This window comes from Algoriphagus chordae (assembly GCF_003254055.1).
GTDB classification, from domain to species: Bacteria; Bacteroidota; Bacteroidia; order Cytophagales; family Cyclobacteriaceae; genus Algoriphagus; species Algoriphagus chordae.
In genome coordinates, this window is sequence record NZ_QKZT01000035.1 from 1 (window position 1) to 18,220 (window position 18,220).

19 protein-coding genes and 2 tRNA genes are annotated in these 18,220 nt (G+C 39.5%); 14 read left to right on the plus strand and 7 right to left on the minus strand.

Annotated elements, in window-relative coordinates; all coding sequences use genetic code 11:
- A partial coding sequence (locus tag LV85_RS21700) for a transposase (RefSeq protein WP_211318441.1) occupies positions 1 to 266 on the minus strand: 266 nt, incomplete at its 3' end.
- 29 nt (positions 267 to 295) lie between these two features.
- Between LV85_RS21700 and LV85_RS21705 the strand changes: the two genes are divergently transcribed.
- On the plus strand, positions 296 to 1,141 hold the full coding sequence (locus LV85_RS21705) for a 6-bladed beta-propeller (protein WP_111323405.1): 846 nt from the start codon (positions 296 to 298) through the stop codon (positions 1,139 to 1,141).
- Here the strand turns inward: LV85_RS21705 and LV85_RS21710 are convergent.
- From LV85_RS21710 to LV85_RS21730, 5 genes are all read right to left on the minus strand, one after another.
- Positions 1,133 to 2,449 (minus strand): Nramp family divalent metal transporter, encoded by a 1,317-nt coding sequence (locus tag LV85_RS21710; RefSeq protein ID WP_111323407.1) that lies wholly within the window; start codon positions 2,447 to 2,449, stop codon positions 1,133 to 1,135. The two genes, LV85_RS21705 and LV85_RS21710, sit on opposite strands and share 9 nt — an antisense overlap.
- 168 nt (positions 2,450 to 2,617) lie before the next feature.
- Complete coding sequence (locus LV85_RS21715) at positions 2,618 to 2,878, minus strand: GIY-YIG nuclease family protein (protein WP_111323409.1); 261 nt, start codon at positions 2,876 to 2,878, stop codon at positions 2,618 to 2,620.
- Positions 2,879 to 2,975: 97 nt separating this feature from the next.
- Positions 2,976 to 3,236, minus strand: coding sequence for a GIY-YIG nuclease family protein (locus LV85_RS21720; RefSeq protein ID WP_111323411.1), 261 nt, complete (start codon positions 3,234 to 3,236; stop codon positions 2,976 to 2,978).
- A 236-nt stretch (positions 3,237 to 3,472) separates the two neighbouring features.
- The gene (locus tag LV85_RS21725) at positions 3,473 to 3,733 is read right to left on the minus strand and encodes a GIY-YIG nuclease family protein (protein WP_111323413.1); all 261 of its coding nucleotides are present in this window, start codon (positions 3,731 to 3,733) and stop codon (positions 3,473 to 3,475) included.
- Positions 3,734 to 3,775: 42 nt separating this feature from the next.
- A tRNA-Met gene (locus LV85_RS21730) sits at positions 3,776 to 3,849 on the minus strand.
- A 335-nt stretch (positions 3,850 to 4,184) separates the two neighbouring features.
- On the opposite strand from LV85_RS21730, the gene LV85_RS21735 reads away from it, so the two are divergent.
- The 8 genes from LV85_RS21735 (at position 4,185) to bshB1 (ending at position 12,859) form a co-directional block, all read left to right on the plus strand.
- Positions 4,185 to 4,580: an START-like domain-containing protein gene (locus tag LV85_RS21735; RefSeq protein ID WP_111323415.1), complete on the plus strand. Its 396-nt coding sequence runs from the start codon at positions 4,185 to 4,187 to the stop codon at positions 4,578 to 4,580.
- Positions 4,581 to 4,651: 71 nt separating this feature from the next.
- Positions 4,652 to 6,439 (plus strand): LptF/LptG family permease, encoded by a 1,788-nt coding sequence (locus LV85_RS21740; RefSeq protein WP_111323417.1) that lies wholly within the window; start codon positions 4,652 to 4,654, stop codon positions 6,437 to 6,439.
- Positions 6,440 to 6,499: 60 nt separating this feature from the next.
- Positions 6,500 to 6,775: a 30S ribosomal protein S15 gene (gene rpsO / locus LV85_RS21745; protein ID WP_057936311.1), complete on the plus strand. Its 276-nt coding sequence runs from the start codon at positions 6,500 to 6,502 to the stop codon at positions 6,773 to 6,775.
- A gap of 98 nt (positions 6,776 to 6,873) precedes the next feature.
- Entirely contained in the window at positions 6,874 to 8,994 is a 2,121-nt protein-coding gene (gene pnp / locus LV85_RS21750) for a polyribonucleotide nucleotidyltransferase (protein WP_111323419.1), read from the plus strand.
- Positions 8,995 to 9,082: 88 nt separating this feature from the next.
- Positions 9,083 to 9,946 (plus strand): sigma-70 family RNA polymerase sigma factor, encoded by an 864-nt coding sequence (locus tag LV85_RS21755; RefSeq protein ID WP_057936313.1) that lies wholly within the window; start codon positions 9,083 to 9,085, stop codon positions 9,944 to 9,946.
- 183 nt (positions 9,947 to 10,129) lie between these two features.
- Complete coding sequence (trxB, locus tag LV85_RS21760) at positions 10,130 to 11,074, plus strand: thioredoxin-disulfide reductase (protein WP_111323421.1); 945 nt, start codon at positions 10,130 to 10,132, stop codon at positions 11,072 to 11,074.
- A gap of 9 nt (positions 11,075 to 11,083) precedes the next feature.
- Positions 11,084 to 12,127 carry a M23 family metallopeptidase gene (locus tag LV85_RS21765; protein ID WP_111323423.1) on the plus strand — a complete coding sequence of 348 codons (1,044 nt, stop codon included), beginning with the start codon at positions 11,084 to 11,086 and terminating at the stop codon, positions 12,125 to 12,127.
- Between the two features lie 12 nt (positions 12,128 to 12,139).
- Positions 12,140 to 12,859: a bacillithiol biosynthesis deacetylase BshB1 gene (gene bshB1 / locus LV85_RS21770; RefSeq protein ID WP_111323425.1), complete on the plus strand. Its 720-nt coding sequence runs from the start codon at positions 12,140 to 12,142 to the stop codon at positions 12,857 to 12,859.
- Here bshB1 and pdxH read toward each other — a convergent pair whose 3' ends face one another.
- Positions 12,860 to 13,492 carry a pyridoxamine 5'-phosphate oxidase gene (gene pdxH, locus LV85_RS21775; RefSeq protein WP_111323427.1) on the minus strand — a complete coding sequence of 211 codons (633 nt, stop codon included), beginning with the start codon at positions 13,490 to 13,492 and terminating at the stop codon, positions 12,860 to 12,862. It lies immediately after the preceding gene.
- 107 nt (positions 13,493 to 13,599) lie between these two features.
- Between pdxH and LV85_RS21780 the strand changes: the two genes are divergently transcribed.
- The 5 genes from LV85_RS21780 to LV85_RS21800 all read left to right on the plus strand — a co-directional run bounded on the left by LV85_RS21780 (position 13,600) and on the right by LV85_RS21800 (position 18,107).
- Positions 13,600 to 14,169 (plus strand): YqgE/AlgH family protein, encoded by a 570-nt coding sequence (locus LV85_RS21780; protein WP_111323429.1) that lies wholly within the window; start codon positions 13,600 to 13,602, stop codon positions 14,167 to 14,169.
- 48 nt (positions 14,170 to 14,217) lie between these two features.
- Complete coding sequence (locus LV85_RS21785; protein ID WP_111323431.1) at positions 14,218 to 16,422, plus strand: DUF349 domain-containing protein; 2,205 nt, start codon at positions 14,218 to 14,220, stop codon at positions 16,420 to 16,422.
- Between the two features lie 100 nt (positions 16,423 to 16,522).
- Positions 16,523 to 16,595, plus strand: a tRNA-Thr gene (locus LV85_RS21790).
- Positions 16,596 to 16,782: 187 nt separating this feature from the next.
- Positions 16,783 to 17,142, plus strand: coding sequence for an ISAon1 family transposase N-terminal region protein (locus LV85_RS21795; RefSeq protein ID WP_111323433.1), 360 nt, complete (start codon positions 16,783 to 16,785; stop codon positions 17,140 to 17,142).
- Positions 17,058 to 18,107: an ISAon1 family transposase gene (locus LV85_RS21800; protein ID WP_449353852.1), complete on the plus strand. Its 1,050-nt coding sequence runs from the start codon at positions 17,058 to 17,060 to the stop codon at positions 18,105 to 18,107. Before LV85_RS21795 ends, LV85_RS21800 begins: the two co-directional genes overlap by 85 nt.
- Positions 18,108 to 18,220 lie beyond the last annotated feature (113 nt).

The following is an 18,220-nucleotide window of genomic DNA, read 5'->3' on the forward strand; positions in this document are numbered from 1 at the left end:
AAGCTGCTGTGCCGGTCCTCCGGGGTGTCTATCGTCACTTCGCCAACGTTGCTCTTCACCGTTTTAGTGCCTTTTCCGTTGCGCTTATTACCCGAGGACCAACCTTTATCTTCATCACGGAGATGCTCATCCATCTCGGCCTGAAGAGACTCTTCCAAAAATTCCTTCAGAATTGGTGAAAGTGCTCCGTTCTTCCCGAAAAGGTTCTCACCTGATAAAAACTGATCTAATACTTTTTTCTTGAGTGCTGATTCTTGTTCTTTCATACTGCTCTATCTTATAAACTTTAACTAAAATTCAAAGTCTTAGACAGAGTTTAGATTACAGTCTCTTTGATCAAGAAGGGAAGTTTGTCAAGGTATTAGGCAAACGAGGAGAGGGGCCAGGAGAATATGAATTTTTTCCTCATATGACCATTGACGAAGAATCAAACCTTCTTTATGTAGCATCGGCCAGGAAGCTGTACGTTTATTCCAAGGAGGATGAATTACTCTTAGAAAATGCACTTTCATTTAATGTGAATGCTTTCTCAGTTTTGGAAGATAAATTGTTTGTGCTGAGGCAAGAGTTGTCAATACCACAGGAGGAAGGGTTTCTTAACCGGGCTTCATTTTATGAAATCAATAAATCTTTGGATGTGGTTGATACCATACTAGTTAGGGAAGTGAAACTTAAATCAGGTTCAGCTTCTGACTTTCCAATCAAGAATTACTTCTCCACAGTAGGGCTTGACCATTTTGTGTATGTGCCGGATTTTGGTAGTCAAATAATTCTTCATGACACCTTATATAAATTCAAGGAAAAAGTTTTGACACCATTCTTGAAATTGAATTTTGAAACCAAACAGGTTTTAGACAAGGGTGGCATGAAAAAAATCCAGATATACAATGTAGTTAATTCGCTTTCCTATGTTCTCTGTGAGTATTATTCAGAGTCTAAGTACATGATTTTTATCTATGAAAAGGAGAGTGCTATCGGATTCAATTTGCAAAAAGGAGTTTTGGATGGTAATGGAAACCCCGTAGTTCTCAGACCGCTGGATTTAGGAAGAGACATCTTCTACTTTGTGCAGCAATCGGAATATTCAGACAGCGAAACAGAAGAACAAAACCCTATGATTGGCATCGTTCAGTTAAAATAACTTCACAATCCCATACAGAGACACCATTCCTATAGCGATCACGCTTAGCCAAAATAAAATAATTGACAAAAATCCTGAAGCTAGATTTAAGGCGTTGTTCCTTAATCGAAATTGAATTGCAGCATAGACCACCAATAAGAGCAATACAGAGCCTACTACACCTCCAGATAAGACCATAAATGCAGGCAGCTCTACGAAAGCAAAAGCTATAGCCCAGAGAATTGGTAAAACCCAAGCTAATATGGCTACCCAGGTTTTTCTAGTTTTCAGATCATCATAAGCTATCCATCCTAATTCGCCGAAGATATCCGGGAACAGTCTAGTCCAATAAGCCAGCGTCGCAAATACACTTGAAAAAAGCACAAAGAATGCTCCGGAGATATAGGCTAGTCGGGCATTTTCCCCAAGAGTCTGCGTGTAAATATTGGCTAAGGTTTCAATGAGTTGATTTCCTGATGGAATATCTTGATTACCATATAAGATGGAAGCCCCCAGTAAATAGAAAGCTGCAGTGACAATGGTATAAATAATCATGGCGACGATTGCATCCATGTACATGATTTTTATCCAGCCATTTGCCCGGATTTTCCATTCCTCGCTACCGTCATTTTCACCGGTATATTTGGCGTAGCCTTTTTCTAGACACCAATAGGTATAGGCGATAATCTCATCGCTCGCGACTCCCGTAATCCCAAAGGCACCGATAGCAATAAAAATCAGGTCGGAAGGCAAGCTAAATGTCAAGCCACTTGCCACATCATCAAAGGTAAATCCATAAGGACTGTAGTTAACAGCGATCACAGAGGCAAGCGTGAAGACCGTAAAACCAACGACCATAAACATGGACGTTCGCTCTACGATGCTGTAGTAATTTTTATAAATAAGCAGGCTAGTACCTATGCCTAAAATGAAAGCAAGGATAATAGGAGAGAGCTGAGGCAAAAGCATGCTTAAGGCTATAGCAGCACCGCCGATCATTCCACCAACTTGCAGTATTTTGAAAAGTGTCAACAGAAATGTAGTCCATACTGCCCAGTTTTTTGGACCAGGTAATGCAGAAAAAGATGTCATGAGAGGCTTTCCCGTGATGATAGCATTCTTTCCAAACTCTAGTTGTATAGCCACTTTGATAAGGCAACTGACCAGTATTACCCAAAAAGTGATAAAACCTCCTTCAGCACCAAGTACGGTGGTAGCGATTAATTCGCCTGAACCTACTATAGAAGCTGAAAGAATAAAACCAGGACCAAGGAACCTGAGTTTTTCAAAAAATGAGACTGGTGGATTCTTTATTTCGGGTTTTGTCATCCACTAAAAATAGGGAATTAATTATCTGCTAGTCAATTAGGAATGATTAGAATATCAAGAAACAAAAAAAAGGCTTCCATTTCTGAAAGCCTTTATTAGCGAGGACGGGAGTTGAACCCGTGTTCGCCGCGCCTGTGCGCCGTGGCGTAGCGGATATGAATCCTGTACTTAGTAATAATTTATTAGAATTTCACGTTTTATCCAGTCTCTTCCTTTACCTGTTTTTAATTCTTTTTCTCGAATCAAAGCTTCCTTTTTGGTAGTAAAGAATTCAACATGAATGACATACAATGGGCGATATTTTAAGGTAAATCCTTTGGTTGACTTGTAGTTGTGAAAGTGAAACCTTGTAATCAAATCTGATGTCATACCAGTGTAGGTTTTGCCAGCGGATTTTGAATAAAGAATATAGACTACAAATTCATCCATTAATAAAAATAAAAAAAGGCCTCCATTTCTGAAAGCCTTAGAGTAGCGAGAGGGAGATTTGAACTCCCGTCCGCCGCGGCGGATATGAATCCTGCGCTTAAGAATAATTTAATAGAATTTCAAGTTTTATCCAATCTCTACCTTTACCTGTTTTTAATTCTTTTTCTCGAATCAATGCCTGTCTTTTGGCAGTAAAGAATTCAACATGAATGACATACCATGGGCGATACTTTAATGTAAACCCTTTTGTTGACTTGTAGTTGTGAAAGTGAAACCTTGTAATCAAATCCGATGTCATACCAGTGTAGGTTTTGCCAGCGGATTTTGAATAAAGAATATAGACTACAAATTCATCCATCAATAAAAATAAAAAAAGGCCTCCGTTTCCAAAAGCCTTGAGTAGCGAGAGGGAGATTTGAACTCCCGTCCGCCGCGCCTGTGCGCCGTGGCGTAGCGGATATGAATCCTGCGCTCTAATGTTTTAAAATAAAAAAAGGCCTCTGTTTCCGAAAGCCTTAGTGTAGCGAGAGGGAGATTTGAACTCCCGTCCGCCGCGCCTGTGCGCCGAGGCGTAGCGGATATTGAATCCTGCGCTTAAGAATAATTTGGAAGGATATTTAGTCTTAACCAATCTCTACCTTTTCCTGATTTAAGTTCATTTTCACGAATCAATGCCTCCTTTTTACTTTTATAAAACTCCACATGAATCACAGTCCATGGTCGGTACTTTAATGTGTATCCTTTTGTGGATTTGATATTGTGAAAGTGGAATCTAGTAATGAGGTCTGAAGTCATCCCAGTATAAGTTTTTCCTGAGGAAAATGAATAGAGAACGTACACAACAAATTCATCCATTAATAAAAATAAAAAAAGGCCTCCGTTTCCGAAAGCCTTGAGTAGCGAGGACGGGAGTTGAACCCGTGACCTCAGGGTTATGAATCCTGCGCTCTAACCAACTGAGCTACCTCGCCATATATAATTTCTAATCAATATTTCAACCAGGGAGATTTGAACTCCCGTCCGCCGCGGCGGATATGAATCCTGCGCTCTCCCGATAACTATCGGGACATCGGGATACCTCGCCATTTATAATTACTTGCTCTATTTATTCTAGCATTGATTTTTGAAATTAATGCCTATATTAAAGCACAGTCTGAAATCATATAGAATAGGCTGACAATCGTTTATTATCAACCCAGAAAACCTCCCTTTCGAATGGGAATGCAAATATGAGGTCTTGTATTGTGAAATGCAAGTTGACGTTCTTTAAAAAAGTGATTTTTTATACAGTATAATTGTCCCAATCATGGTTAAAAGTAAGTTTGTAGCTGATTATCAAATTAATGCCTCCAAAAAAATAGTTTTCCAATATTTGAGTTCTGCCTCTGGTCTGGAAGAATGGTTTGCTGATGAAGTCAAAATAAATGAGGATAAACATTACATTTTCAATTTTGATGACGAAGATCATTACGCCAAACAAGTTTCCATTCGGAGCAACTCACATGTGAAATTCGAATTTTACGATCCCAAAAATCCTCAAGAAGCCGATCATGCCTACATAGAATTCAAACTAGAGGAGAATGATCTCACCCAAACCTTGTTTTTGAAGGTCATCGATTATTCAGATGTATATGAAGATGATGAGCTCGTTGCAATTTGGGATGGCTTAATTGGAAGATTGAAAGAGATAATAGGTGGGTAATCTGAATACATTTTACCAAATTTGAACTTCTACTCGATCTAAGCGTAGTTGCAAGGGAAGTAGTTTGAATAATGAAGAAACTAGACAAACTTATACTTGGGTCTTTTTTGGGCCCATTTTTATTGACTTTTATCGTCGTGGATTTTATCCTGTTGACTGTCAACATGCTGAAATATTTCGATGAAATATTTGGTAAAGGCCTGAGCTTTTGGATCTACATGGAGCTGATCGGCTACTTTGTGATCAGTATATCACCTATGGCTTTGCCGCTTGCGGTGTTACTTTCTAGCCTTATGACCTTTGGCAATCTAGGGGAGCACTTTGAACTCACGGCTATCAAAAGTTCTGGGATCTCCTTGTTACGCGCATTACGTCCTATTGGTGTATTTGTGATTGTTTTATCTTTTGCTGCCTACCTTTCTAATAATTACCTCGTGCCTAAGGTGAATCTCAAGACTTTTGGCTTACTCTATGATATACGGATGAAATCTCCCGCTTTGGATATTAAGGCTGGTGTTTTTTACTCAGGTATCCCTGGGTACAGTATCAAAGTCAACGAAAAAGTAGGAGAGTACGGACTTAAGGATATTTTGATTTATAATCATGCTGCAGGTAGACAGGGCAACTTAGATGTCACCTTGGCGGATTCGGGTAGGATGGAGCCATTTTTTAGTGAAAATTATATGAAACTTTCCCTTTATCATGGGAAAAATTATAATGAAGCCAAACAACCTAGAGGGATTAAAGAAAAGCCGGTAGAATTTAAACGGACGACTTTTGATACCAATGAAATAGTGTTTGACTTAAATAACACCTTTAAGCTCAATAGAACTGCAGAAGATGCCTGGTCCACCAATAGATCTATCAAAAATATTTCTGAAATCAAATTGGGACTGGACTCAATAGGAACCTTAGTCAACGAGCAGCGATATAAAAATTACCTGGAAGCAGAGGGTGTTTATCCATTTTTCACAAGAGATAGAAGTTTCAAGCCGGCTGCGGACATTTTGGATCGAAAAGCGCTAGATGATACGATCAGATTGCATAAAATGAGACGAGATAAAGCCCGAGTGGACTCCATTCATGAAGTAAAGAACCAAGCCAAAAAAGATACATCTACTATAATAATCGATAGTCCAGAGACAAAAACCCTTGCCACTAGAGATGGGCAGAATACTGCTATCGAACAACCTGTTGCACTTTCTACCGAAATTGCTGCTAGTGACTCCCTATTCGCATTGCCTAAAAGCAACAAATTAGAGAATGAGCTGCCTGAATTGGACACAAATGCAGTGGTGGTTCCTAAGAAAAAGGTGGTAAGAGCTCCGCGTAATACTATGCTGACGGATCAAGAAAGAGCTCAAATTGATTCTTTGATTACCAAACGAAATCTTAATAAGAGTGCGATTACTATGGCTTTGAATAATTCACGGAGTTTGAAAAATAATTTTGATGTTAAAAAAGCCCAGATCGACAACTATGAACGGGATTTTAGAAGGTTTCAGATTTCTTGGTATCAAAAGTACACCCAAGCACTTGCCTGTTTTGTAATGTTTATGATCGGAGCGCCATTGGGAGCAATCATCAAGAAAGGTGGTTTGGGGATGCCTGTCTTGATATCTATTATATTTTTTATCGTTTACTATATGATCACCATGACAGGGGAGAAGTGGGCAAAGGAGGGGGTGGTCGATCCTTTATTCGGAACCTTCTTCTCTATTATATGTCTACTTCCATTTGGTGTCTTCTTTATCAAGCAGGCTAGGAAAGACGCTCGCTTGTTTGAGCCAGACTTTTATATAGCTGCTTGGAAGAGTATTACGAAACGCATAAAAGATCTTCGCCCAAAAGCGAATTAACCTTTTACTTTCTCAAAAGAAACAATACCTTTGTGATTGTTTTACAAAATTTAGCTAAACATGTATTTATCCTCAGAGATTAAAGAAGAGTTATTTAAGAATCATGGACGGTTAAAATCTGCTACTGACACGGGATCTCCTGAGTCTCAGATTGCCCTCTTTACACACAGAATCAAGCATTTGACTGAGCATTTGAAGTCAAATAAGAAGGATCACTCCTCAAGACTTGGTTTATTGAAGCTAGTAGGTAAGAGAAGAAGCCTATTGGATTACCTTCACAAGAAGGAAATCGAGCGATACAGATCAATTATCGCTGAGCTAGGAATCAGAAAATAACCAAATTAGTAAGGTTCTCTTGAGTGAGAACCTTACTTTTTTATTTTTAAGGTTATACGAATACTTTTATCACTAACGACGCAAACTAACAATCATTTATGTTACCGAACTTAATCACTAAGACCATCACCCTAGAAGATGGCAGAGAAATTACTATAGAAACTGGTGCATTGGCGAAGCAAGCTGATGGCTCAGTAGTAGTGAAAATGGGTAAAGCCATGCTTTTGGCTACCGTAGTATCTAAGAAAGAAGCTGGCGAAGGAGTTGATTTTTTACCGATGTCTGTTGACTATCAGGAGAAATTTGCTTCCTCAGGAAAAATCCCTGGAGGATTTTTGAAGAGAGAAGGAAGACTTTCTGATTATGAAATTTTGATTAGCCGTATCGTCGATAGAGCTATTCGTCCAATTTTCCCAGATGATTACCATGCTGACACCCAGATCGCCATAAGTTTGGTGAGTGGTGACGAAGATGTACTTCCAGATGCATTGGCAGGCCTTGCTGCTTCAGCAGCTTTGGCTGTTTCTGATATACCATTCAATGGCCCAATTTCTGAAGTTCGTGTAGCGAAAGTCGATGGCAAATTGATTATTAATCCTACTCCAACTCAGTTGGCAACAGCTTCTTTGGAATTCATCGTAGCAGGTTCACTTGACTTTATCCTTATGGTAGAAGGTGAAGCTGACGAGATTCAGGAAGAGGAGATGCTAGAAGCTATGCAATATGCTCATGAGGAAATCAAGAGACATTGTCAAGCGCAGATCGAGTTGACCAAGCTAGTAGGCAAGGAAGTAAAAAGAGAATACTGTCACGAGAAATCTGACCCAGCTCTTTTTGATAAGATGAAAGCAGATGTTTACGACAAGCTATATGCTTCTGTAGGTAAGCTGATTGCTAATAAATCTGAGCGTTCTGCTTTAATTAAAGAAATTAAGGAAGAATTCGTAGCTAGCTTAGGCGATGATCACGGATTCGAAACAAGCCTTATTGGTCCATATTTCAGCAAAATCCACAAAGAAGCTGCTAGAAACTTGACCTTGAATGAGAAGAAAAGATTGGATGGAAGGAAATTGGATGAAGTAAGACCAATCTGGTCTGCTGTTGATTACCTACCTTCTGCTCATGGATCTGCAGTATTTACCAGAGGTGAAACTCAATCGTTGACTACTTGTACTTTAGGTACTAAGATGGACGAGATGATGGTAGATGGCGCAACTATCTCCGGATACAACAAATTTTATTTACACTATAATTTCCCAGGTTTCTCTACAGGTGAAGTAAAGATCAATAGAGGTCCTGCAAGAAGAGAAATTGGTCATGGCAATCTTGCTATGAGAGCTTTGAAAAAAGTACTTCCTCCAGCAGAGGAGAATCCATACACTATCCGTATCGTATCTGATATTTTGGAATCTAATGGTTCTTCTTCCATGGCAACTGTTTGTGCTGGTTCATTGGCGCTAATGGATGCTGGTATTCCTATCAAATCTGCAGTAACTGGTATCGCCATGGGAATGATCTCTGATGCGACTACAGGTAATTATTCTATTCTTTCTGATATTTTGGGAGACGAAGATCACTTAGGTGATATGGATTTCAAAGTAACAGGTACTGCACAAGGAATTACGGCTTGTCAGATGGATTTGAAAGTAGAAGGACTTGATTATTCTGTTTTGAAAGAAGCATTGCTTCAAGCTAGAAATGGTAGACTTCATATTTTGGAAGAAATCACCAAAACTCTTGCTGCTCCTAAGTCTGAATTGAAGCCACATACTCCAAGATCATTTATTATGATGATCCCTAAGGAATTGATCGGTGCAGTGATTGGGCCAGGCGGTAAGGTTATCCAGGAGATCCAAAAGGATACTGGAGCAACTATCGTGATCGAAGAAGTTGACAATCAGGGTAAAATAAATATTTTCTCTGCTAATCAGGATAAACTAAATGCAGCCCTTTCCCGTATTAAAGCGATCGTGGCTCAGCCTGAAATAGGAGAGACTTATACAGGTAAAGTGAAAAATATTCAACCTTTTGGCGCCTTTGTGGAATTTATGCCGGGTAAGGATGGTTTACTTCATATCTCCGAGATTAAGCATGAGCGTGTAGAAACAATGGACGGTGTGTTTGAGCCTGGAGAAGAAATTATGGTTAAATTGATCGATGTCGATAAGAAAACTGGCAAATTTAAGCTTTCAAGAAAGGCATTATTGCCAAAACCGTAAAAACCAGCACCTAGTGCACAAGGTTAATCGAAACATTTGATTAATTTGATTCTCTTAAACTATTAAATTTCACAAATCATATTCCTGAATGAGGCAGCTAAAAATTAGCAAACAGATAACCAACAGAGAAAGTCAATCCCTGGACAAATATCTTCAAGAGATTGGAAAAGTTGACCTGTTGACAGCAGATGAAGAGGTAGTTCTGGCCAAGAGAATTAGAGAAGGTGACCAATTGGCACTGGAAAAATTGACAAAAGCCAATCTTCGATTTGTAGTATCAGTTGCCAAGCAATACCAGAACCAAGGTCTTTCGTTAGGTGATTTGATCAACGAAGGAAACCTAGGTCTAATCAAGGCAGCTCAGCGATTTGATGAAACTCGTGGATTTAAATTCATTTCCTATGCCGTATGGTGGATTAGACAATCTATCCTGCAGGCACTAGCAGAGCAGTCAAGAATTGTTCGTCTTCCTTTGAACAGAGTAGGTTCATTGAATAAGATTAGCAAGACTTTCAGCGAGCTAGAGCAGAAATTCGAGCGTGAGCCTTCTCCAGAAGAGTTGGCGGAAGTGCTTGAAGTAACTGCTAATGAGGTAGTGGATACGATGAAGATTTCTGGTCGTCATGTATCTATGGATGCACCATTCGTTCAAGGTGAAGAAAATAGCCTATTGGATGTATTGGAAAATGACGGTGATGAAAAGCCAGATGATGGTTTGATGAATGATTCCCTTCGTAAAGAAGTTCAACGCGCACTTTCTACTTTGACGCAAAGAGAAGCTGATGTAATCACGCTTTACTTTGGTCTAAACGGTGAGCATGCGATGACTTTGGAAGAAATCGGAGAGAAATTCAATCTTACCAGAGAGCGAGTAAGACAAATCAAAGAGAAGGCAATCCGCCGACTGAGACATACGTCACGAAGTAAGACATTGAAACCTTACCTCGGATAAACAAGCACACATAAGAAAGGGGGTTTTTAGCCCCCTTTTTTTATTTCAATACATTTTGCCTTAGTAGCAGTTTAGAGCTAAAGTTATTTCCTTAAGTGAAAAGCTTAGGGAATTTTAACAATATGCAACTTTGTTACTAGAGCAGAAATCATAAAATTTGCGCGATTTAATACTTTACTATTAATGAATCCAGAAATCGAAAAAGTAAAAGTTTTGATCATAGGATCAGGACCAGCAGGATATACTGCTGCGATATACGCTTCTAGAGCAGGTCTATCTCCAGTATTATATACCGGTGGACAGCCAGGTGGTCAATTGACTATCACAAATGATGTGGAAAATTATCCAGGATATCCTGACGGAGTAGTCGGTCCTGAGATGATGGAAGACTTTAGAAAACAAGCGGAACGCTTTGGTACTCAGGTAAGATATGGCTTGGCAACAAGCGTAGATTTCTCTACCAAACCACATACAGTAGTCATCGATGAACAAGTTACGATTCATGCTGATACGGTTTTGATATCTACAGGAGCTTCTGCCAAATGGCTAGGAATCGAAAGTGAAACAAGATTGAATGGACAAGGGGTTTCTGCTTGTGCTGTTTGTGATGGTTTCTTTTTCAGAGGTCAGGAAGTAGCGATCGTTGGAGCTGGTGATACTGCATGCGAAGAGGCTTCTTACTTGTCTAATATCTGTAGCAAGGTGTACATGCTGATTCGTAAGGATGAAATGCGTGCTTCTCAGATCATGCAAAAACGTGTCATGAACAATCCTAAGATCGAAATACTCTGGAATACAGAGACAGATGAAATCTTAGGAGAAGATGAAGTAAAAGGAGTAAGAGTCTATAATAATAAAACAGGAGAAAAATCAGAAATCGCTGTTTCTGGCTTCTTTGTTGCTATTGGTCATCAACCAAACACTGGCATTTTCAAAGATTATATTCATATGGATGATGCTGGGTATATCAAAACTATCCCTGGTAGCACAAAAACCAATGTGGAAGGAGTTTTTGCTTGTGGAGATGCACAAGACAACATCTACCGACAAGCGGTCACGGCTGCTGGTACTGGCTGTATGGCTGCCTTGGATGCTGAGCGATATTTGGCAGAATTCGAGAATGATTAAACCCAATAAATGAGGTATTCAATCCTATTTGTGATCTTTTGTTTAAATCTGAGCATTGGCGCTTTAAATGCCAATGCTCAAATTTTTCCTAAGATTATTAAGAAAAATAATAACAATCAATCCTCTACGGTAACCCAGGAGAGGAAGAATATTGAGTTAAGGGGATTTGATCAGGAATCATACCTCAGGACTTTATCTTCGGTTACCGATTCCATTATTTTTGAAAATAATGTGAACTTAGGTCGTGTACGCTCTATCATCAGCGAAGATCAGAATGTCATGATTTGGGCTCCTACCAATCAGCTTATCAAAGTTTCTGAGCAAATTCAAATAGACAGTATTTGGGTTACCGCCTTCGAGTATTATTCTTCTTGGGATTCAAATAAAATCGATATATATAACTTCGATCCAAAGACTTTCAAAGACACAGTTAATATCCGTTTGTATGACGAATTTTTTGGATACGACTGGAAAATGCCTCTTAATACCACTCCTGTAACTTCGACCTACGGATATAGATGGAGAAGGTGGCACTATGGGACAGATTTGGATTTGAACACCGGAGATCCTGTTTATTCAGGTTTTGATGGTATTGTCCGTATCAAATCCTACGATAGATATGGCTATGGTTATTATATTGTAATCCGTCATAAAAATGGCTTGGAAACCCTCTACGGACATTTATCCAAGCAACTTGTAGATGTAGGGCAAGAGGTTAAAGCTGGAGATTTGATTGCCAAAGGTGGGAATACAGGTAGGAGTACAGGATCACATTTACATTATGAACTGCGGTATCGAGGGTTGGCATTTGATGCACAGAAAGTGTATGATTTTCCAGAATATAAAATTCTGAGTCCAAATTATACCATTACACCTGACTTGTTTTCGCACATTGCAAAGGCCAGAACCAACGCCTATCACAAAGTACGAAAGGGTGAAAATCTTGGATCTATCGCCCGAAAATATGGTGTATCAGTCAGCACACTAACTAGACTTAATGGTATATCTACCCGCACAATTTTAAGAATAGGACAGAACCTTCGTGTCCGCTAGCCAAATTAGAACATGACAAAGCTGGATATTTTAGTTTTTGCTGCTCATCCCGATGATGCAGAACTCGGTTGTTCTGGAACAATCGCCTCTCATGTAGCAAGAGGACACAGAGTAGGAGTGGTAGATTTTACTCAGGGAGAAATGGGAACACGTGGAACTCCTGAATTACGCTTACAAGAAGCAGAAGCATCCAGCAAAATCCTTAAGCTAACTGCAAGAGAAAATTTAGGCTTCAAAGATATTTACTACCAGAATGACGAAAGCCATCAGTTGAAGCTGATCGAAATGATCAGAAAATATAGACCTGAGATTGTTTTGGCTAATGCGATATCAGATAGACATCCTGATCACGGTAAAGGCTCAAGTTTAGCAACTACGGCTTGTTTCATGAGTGGGCTGCGAAAGATAGAGACAGAACTAGATGGAGTTCAGCAAGAAGCATGGAGACCGAAATTTGTCTATCATTATATCCAAAATAATTACATAGAACCTGATTTCGTGGTTGATATCACAGCATATTGGCAAACCAAAATCGATAGCATCTTAGCATTCCAATCTCAGTTTTATGATGCTTCAAGTGAGGAACCTAAAAGTTTTATTTCAGATCCTGAATTCCTACCATTCATTGAAGCTAGGGCACGTGAGTTTGGCCACAAAATTCTAACGAAATATGGAGAGGGTTTTAATGTGGAGCGAATGATAGGAACTGATAACCTTTTTGACCTGAAATAATCAAGGTGCTAATCTATTGATGATCCATTTTTCATCCTTCAATTCGTATTTGATTCTATCATGAAGCCTGCTTGGTCTTCCTTGCCAGAATTCAATACTTGAAGCCATCAAGCGGTAGCCACCCCAATGTGGTGGACGTGTTAATGCTTTATCCGCAAATTGTTTCTCTATTTCTAATTTTCTCGTATTGATATCTTCTCGAGAACTTATTACTTGACTTTGAGGTGATACCCAGGCTCCGATTTGTGAGCCTATGGGTCTAGAGAAGAAATAGGAGTCAGATTCTTCAGAGCTTACCTTTTCTACTTTTCCCCGCACACGCACTTGACGCTCCAGTTCAGGCCAGAAAAAGGTCAAAGAAGCTGCCTTGGTTTTTTCTAACTCTTGTCCCTTTTCACTTTGATAGTTAGTGAAAAACACAAAACCAGTGTCAACTCCTTTCAAAAGCATGATTCTACCGTTGGGTATACCATCTAAGCCCAAAGTGGAGATAGTCATAGCATTTACTTCCAAAACTTCTGCCTTCACAGCCTCCTCAAACCAAGAATGAAATTGGGTGATGGGATTATCGTTTACATGGCTGATATCTAGGGTTTTAATAGAGTAATCTTTACGTATTGCTGAGATGTCCATAGGAGGTGCTGAGTAAATTAATTCTTAGATATAAAAGTACCATTGGCATTGCATTTAAAAAATTATGATTTATATTTTTCCAGAATTTAGATTTTAAAGCAAGCAGCATGAGTAAAGATGAACAACGTAATCCTAAAGCTGGTGATCTTCTAATTTCCGAACCTTTCCTACAGGACGAGAATTTCGTGCGCTCTGTGGTTCTATTATGTGAGCATTCAGAGGAAGGAAGCTTTGGCCTAATCATCAACAAACAATCAATTCTTAAGCTTGGCGAACTTGTAGAAGAATTAGCTTTTTTAGACAAAGCAGTATTTGTCGGTGGGCCTGTGGAGCAAAATACCTTACATTTTATTTATGTAGGTGAAAAGGTATTGGACGGTAGTCTTTCCCTTGGAGACAATATTTGGTGGGGAGGAGATTACGAGTCCTTAGTGGAAAAATTAAAGCTTGGGCTTCTTGACCATGATTCAGTTAGGTTCTTTTTAGGTTATAGCGGTTGGGGAGCTGAGCAGTTGGACGATGAGTTGTCTGATGAAACATGGATTATCTGTAGAGAAATTTTGAATGAGCAAACCTTCAATTTAACACCCGAACAACTTTGGAAAAGCTTGCTTAAAAATATGGGTGGTGAGTTCAAAGTAATAGCAAATTATCCACTTGATCCAAGATTAAATTAGGCAAAATCCCTACTTTTGCTCATATTGCCGCCTAATAGTACTGTTTTTATGACTGAGAAAAGTAATGATTTGTCCGACAAGGACAAGGTGACTCAAACCTCCAATTCTGAAGAGGTAAAGGGTATCGAAAAAGAAACTAATTCTGAACCTAGCAAAGAAAGTGCAGTAGATCAGAGCAGTGAGACTGAATCTGAAGTTAAGTCTTCTGAAAATGAGGCTGCTCCAGTAGCTGAAGAAGTTCCAGAAACTACTGAAGCTGAAGCTGAAATTAGCGAAGAAGCTCCTGCAGAGGTCGAGGCGAAGGCGGAAACCGAAGTTGAGGTTGATGCACCAGAAATCGCTGAAGCTGCCACTGAGCAAAAAACATCCACTCCTTCTGAAAGTGCTGAAGTTCCAGAAGAAGTAGTCTCCGTAGAAAAAACTGAAGAAACTACAACTGAGGAAGCTTCTACCGAGGTAGAGAAAGCTGAAGCTGTAGTTGCTGACTCTGCGGAAGCTGAGGATGAAGAATCAGAAGAGGATTCTGAAGAGGAGCATCATGAAGAAGAGATTGATGTTACTTCACTTTCGAAAATAGAACTAGTTGCTTTGCTGAAAAGCAAAGTAAAGCAAGACAATATTTATAGAATCGATAAGCTTGTCCACGAGATTAAGGCAGCTTTTGATGAATATACACATAAGGAGAAGGATGAGGCTTTGGAGAAATTCAAAGCAGATGGAGGAGTAGAAGATGATTTTGACTTCCGTCCATCTGACGAGGAGAAAGAATTTAACACCTACTATTACGAATACCGTCATCAACTTGGAGCGCTTCGCAAAGAAGCTGAAAAGCAAAAAGAAAGTAATTTTTCCGCAAAAACTGAGCTGCTCAACAAACTTCGTGAGCTAGTCGATGGAGAAGAGACTACACTTAGCATGGCAACTATCAAAGGCCTGCAAGAAGAATGGAAGAGTATAGGCCCCGTGCCGCCTTCACAAAATAGAAGTCTTTGGGCGAGTTATAATGCATTAATGGATCGGTTCTATGACAACAGAAGTATCTATTTTGAGCTTAAAGAACTTGATCGTAAGAAAAATCTAGAACACAAGTTAGAGCTTGTTGATAAGGCTGAAGGACTGAAGGATGTAAAAGACCTGAAAGATGCGATTAAGGCTTTGAACGATCTTCACGAAGAATTTAAGCACATTGGACCTGTTCCTAGAGATGAACAAGAAGCATTATGGCAAAAATTCAAAGGAGCTTCTGATGCTGTGTATGATCGAAGAAAGGATTACTATGAAGGCCAAAAAGAGGTATTCAAAGTAAATCAAGATCAGAAAGAAGTATTAATTGAAGCTTTAAAACCATTTGCAGAATTTAAGGCAGATCGCATTCGAGATTGGAATAGCAAGACTAAAGAGATCTTGGAAATCCAGAAGAAGTGGGAGAAAATAGGTCCAGTTCCTAGAGAAACAGGTAAGGATATCAATAAGTCATTCTGGGCAGCATTTAAGCAGTTCTTTCATAACAAGAACTTATTCTTCAAGGAACTCGACGAAATCCGCGCTACCAACCAGGCAAAAGCAGAGGAATTGATTACTAAAGCAGAAGAGCTAAAGGATAATACCGATTGGCAGAATACTTCGAATGCTCTAGTGAAGCTTCAGCAAGACTGGAAAAAACTTGGACCTACACCTGAAAAAAGTAGAGATAGTCTTTACAAGCGTTTTAAACTGGCTTGTGATACTTTCTTTGACAATAGAAGAGAATCCAATAAGCAATCAAATGCTGAATATGAGGATAACTTGCTAGCCAAGCAGGCTGTCTGCAAACAGATTACCGATGCCGCAGTTAGTGGAGAAGTGACTGAGGAAGCATTGACCAAATTTGTTGGGGATTTCAATGATCTTGGTTTTGTGCCAAGAAAAGCTATGAAAGAAATCCAAGCTCAATTTAAGACTGCAGTTGATCTATACTTGGAGAAGTTAAGTCCTGATGGTGCGGGTAGAGAGGACTTCCTTTTCAGACTCAACCTGAACAGACTTCAGTCCGATCCTAATGCTGTGAAAACGCTCAACAAGAAGGAGCATGGCATTCGTAAGCAAATCTCTGAGTTGGAGAATAACATCACCTTGTGGAAAAACAACTTGGAGTTCTTTGCTTCTTCAATAACTGCCGATAAGCTGAAAGATCAGTTTGATCTGAAGATTCAAAAAGCAGAAGAAGAAATAGCGAAATTGAAAAGTAAGCTGTCAATTATAAGAGAGTTTTAAATTTTTCTCACTCAGAATAAGGAAGATAGGATTTTTCTTTTCTGAGGGTTTGGAGTGTAAAAAGTCAACGGCTATATTTGCATCACCAATACGGAAATAAGCCTCCTTAGCTCAGCTGGTAGAGCAACTGACTTGTAATCAGTAGGTCATTGGTTCGATCCCGATAGGAGGCTCAAAAAGGGGAACAGAAATGTTTCCCTTTTTGTATTTTAGGGCACTAGCTCGCTTGTTATGTTTACAGTTTATATTCTTTATTCTAAAAAGTTAGATCATTTTTATACAGGTCAAACGGAAAATATTGGATCAGTCCTAAAAGTTGGGGGAATTGACAGAATCCATTTTCTTTGGTAAAAAAAAGAATTGGAAGAAAAGGACTACCTCAGCTTGCTTTTGCCTCAAGGTCTGCTTGAATTTTTCAAGGTTACTTCAGCGGGACTCAAAGACAATGCTTACCATATTTATTTGGAAGAGCTCAATATTCATCCCGAGCATCTTCAGGGATCAAAGCTTACCTCAAAGGGTTTTTATGATGAAGTGAGTATTCAGGACTTTCCGTTACGTGGCAAAGCCTGTTTTCTCAACATAAAAAGGAGGAAGTGGCTCAATGAACAGACAGGTAAAAATGTGAGCAGGGATTGGAGCTTGGTGGCAAACGGTACGCGGATGACAGAGGAATTCGCGCTTTTTTTAAAACGGAACGACTGGATTCATCGCCGGTAAGCTGTAAAAGCCTAGCTGAGAACTTCCATGTAAATGGAAAAAACCTTGAGCATCAATACGTTTTTCATCTGAGTAGCTTTCTGGACTGGCCACAACGCCCACATGCCAAAGACTGGATTCTCTTTCCGGAAAATCTGGGAACCCACCTCAGCATTGATGAAACAGCTCTCTCCCAAGGAGAACTCTATACTATCCTTACTAACAAGTCAGCTAAAGGAAAAAAGGGGGCCTTGGTAGCCATGATAAAAGGGACGGACAGTGAAACGGTAAACACTATTCTCAGGAATCTACCTGCCAATAAAAGAAATAAGGTAGAGGAAGTGACGCTGGATATGGCTGCCAGCATGGAAAAGATCGTACGTCGTAGCTTCCCCAAAGCCCAATTGGTCACTGACCGATTTCATGTCCAGAAACTGGTCTATGACGCGGTTCAAGAGATGAGAATCTCTCACAGATGGGATGCCATCGAACAGGAGAACAAAGAAATAGAGCTCAGTAGAGAGTGTAAAAAAGCATTTGTCCCACACAAACTCGAAAATGGCGATATAGAAAAACAATTGTTGGCCAGAAGCAGATACCTCCTTTTTAAAGGAGAAGATAAATGGACAGTATCACAAGCACACCGGGCCGAGATTCTCTTCCAGCGCTACCCTGATCTAGAAAAAGCATACAAACTATCGAGGTCTCTGGCAAGGATCTATCAGACAAGCAAAATAAAAGGAATTGCATTCACCAAACTGGCACATTGGTACAATGAGGTGGAAGATGCAGGCTTCAAATCATTTAACACAGTGTCCAGAACCATACAGAATCACTACACTTCCATCCTTAACTTCTTTGAAAATAGAAGTACAAACGCATCAGCAGAATCTTTCAATGCAAAAATAAAAGCATTCAGAACCCAGTTTCGAGGAGTGACCAACATTGAATTCTTCCTGTTCAGACTATCTAATATCTATGCTTAAAAAAATCTGCTCCCCAGATATTCAGACTGATCCGAATTATCGAACATAATACCCATTTATTCTATTCTGCATCTACTAAAATCACGGATGACTGGAGCTTATACTTTTCACTA

What these genes read in the sequence shown, in the direction of transcription:
- LV85_RS21710 (WP_111323407.1), bottom strand. Translation starts at nt 2,449, where the DNA reads ATGACAAAACCCGAAATAAAGAATCCACCAGTCTCATTTTTTGAAAAA.
- LV85_RS21715 (WP_111323409.1), bottom strand. Translation starts at nt 2,878, where the DNA reads ATGGATGAATTTGTAGTCTATATTCTTTATTCAAAATCCGCTGGCAAA.
- LV85_RS21720 (WP_111323411.1), bottom strand. Translation starts at nt 3,236, where the DNA reads ATGGATGAATTTGTAGTCTATATTCTTTATTCAAAATCCGCTGGCAAA.
- LV85_RS21725 (WP_111323413.1), bottom strand. Translation starts at nt 3,733, where the DNA reads ATGGATGAATTTGTTGTGTACGTTCTCTATTCATTTTCCTCAGGAAAA.
- LV85_RS21735 (WP_111323415.1), top strand. Translation starts at nt 4,185, where the DNA reads ATGGTTAAAAGTAAGTTTGTAGCTGATTATCAAATTAATGCCTCCAAA.
- LV85_RS21740 (WP_111323417.1), top strand. Translation starts at nt 4,652, where the DNA reads ATGAAGAAACTAGACAAACTTATACTTGGGTCTTTTTTGGGCCCATTT.
- rpsO (WP_057936311.1), top strand. Translation starts at nt 6,500, where the DNA reads ATGTATTTATCCTCAGAGATTAAAGAAGAGTTATTTAAGAATCATGGA.
- pnp (WP_111323419.1), top strand. Translation starts at nt 6,874, where the DNA reads ATGTTACCGAACTTAATCACTAAGACCATCACCCTAGAAGATGGCAGA.
- LV85_RS21755 (WP_057936313.1), top strand. Translation starts at nt 9,083, where the DNA reads ATGAGGCAGCTAAAAATTAGCAAACAGATAACCAACAGAGAAAGTCAA.
- trxB (WP_111323421.1), top strand. Translation starts at nt 10,130, where the DNA reads ATGAATCCAGAAATCGAAAAAGTAAAAGTTTTGATCATAGGATCAGGA.
- LV85_RS21765 (WP_111323423.1), top strand. Translation starts at nt 11,084, where the DNA reads ATGAGGTATTCAATCCTATTTGTGATCTTTTGTTTAAATCTGAGCATT.
- bshB1 (WP_111323425.1), top strand. Translation starts at nt 12,140, where the DNA reads ATGACAAAGCTGGATATTTTAGTTTTTGCTGCTCATCCCGATGATGCA.
- pdxH (WP_111323427.1), bottom strand. Translation starts at nt 13,492, where the DNA reads ATGGACATCTCAGCAATACGTAAAGATTACTCTATTAAAACCCTAGAT.
- LV85_RS21780 (WP_111323429.1), top strand. Translation starts at nt 13,600, where the DNA reads ATGAGTAAAGATGAACAACGTAATCCTAAAGCTGGTGATCTTCTAATT.
- LV85_RS21785 (WP_111323431.1), top strand. Translation starts at nt 14,218, where the DNA reads ATGACTGAGAAAAGTAATGATTTGTCCGACAAGGACAAGGTGACTCAA.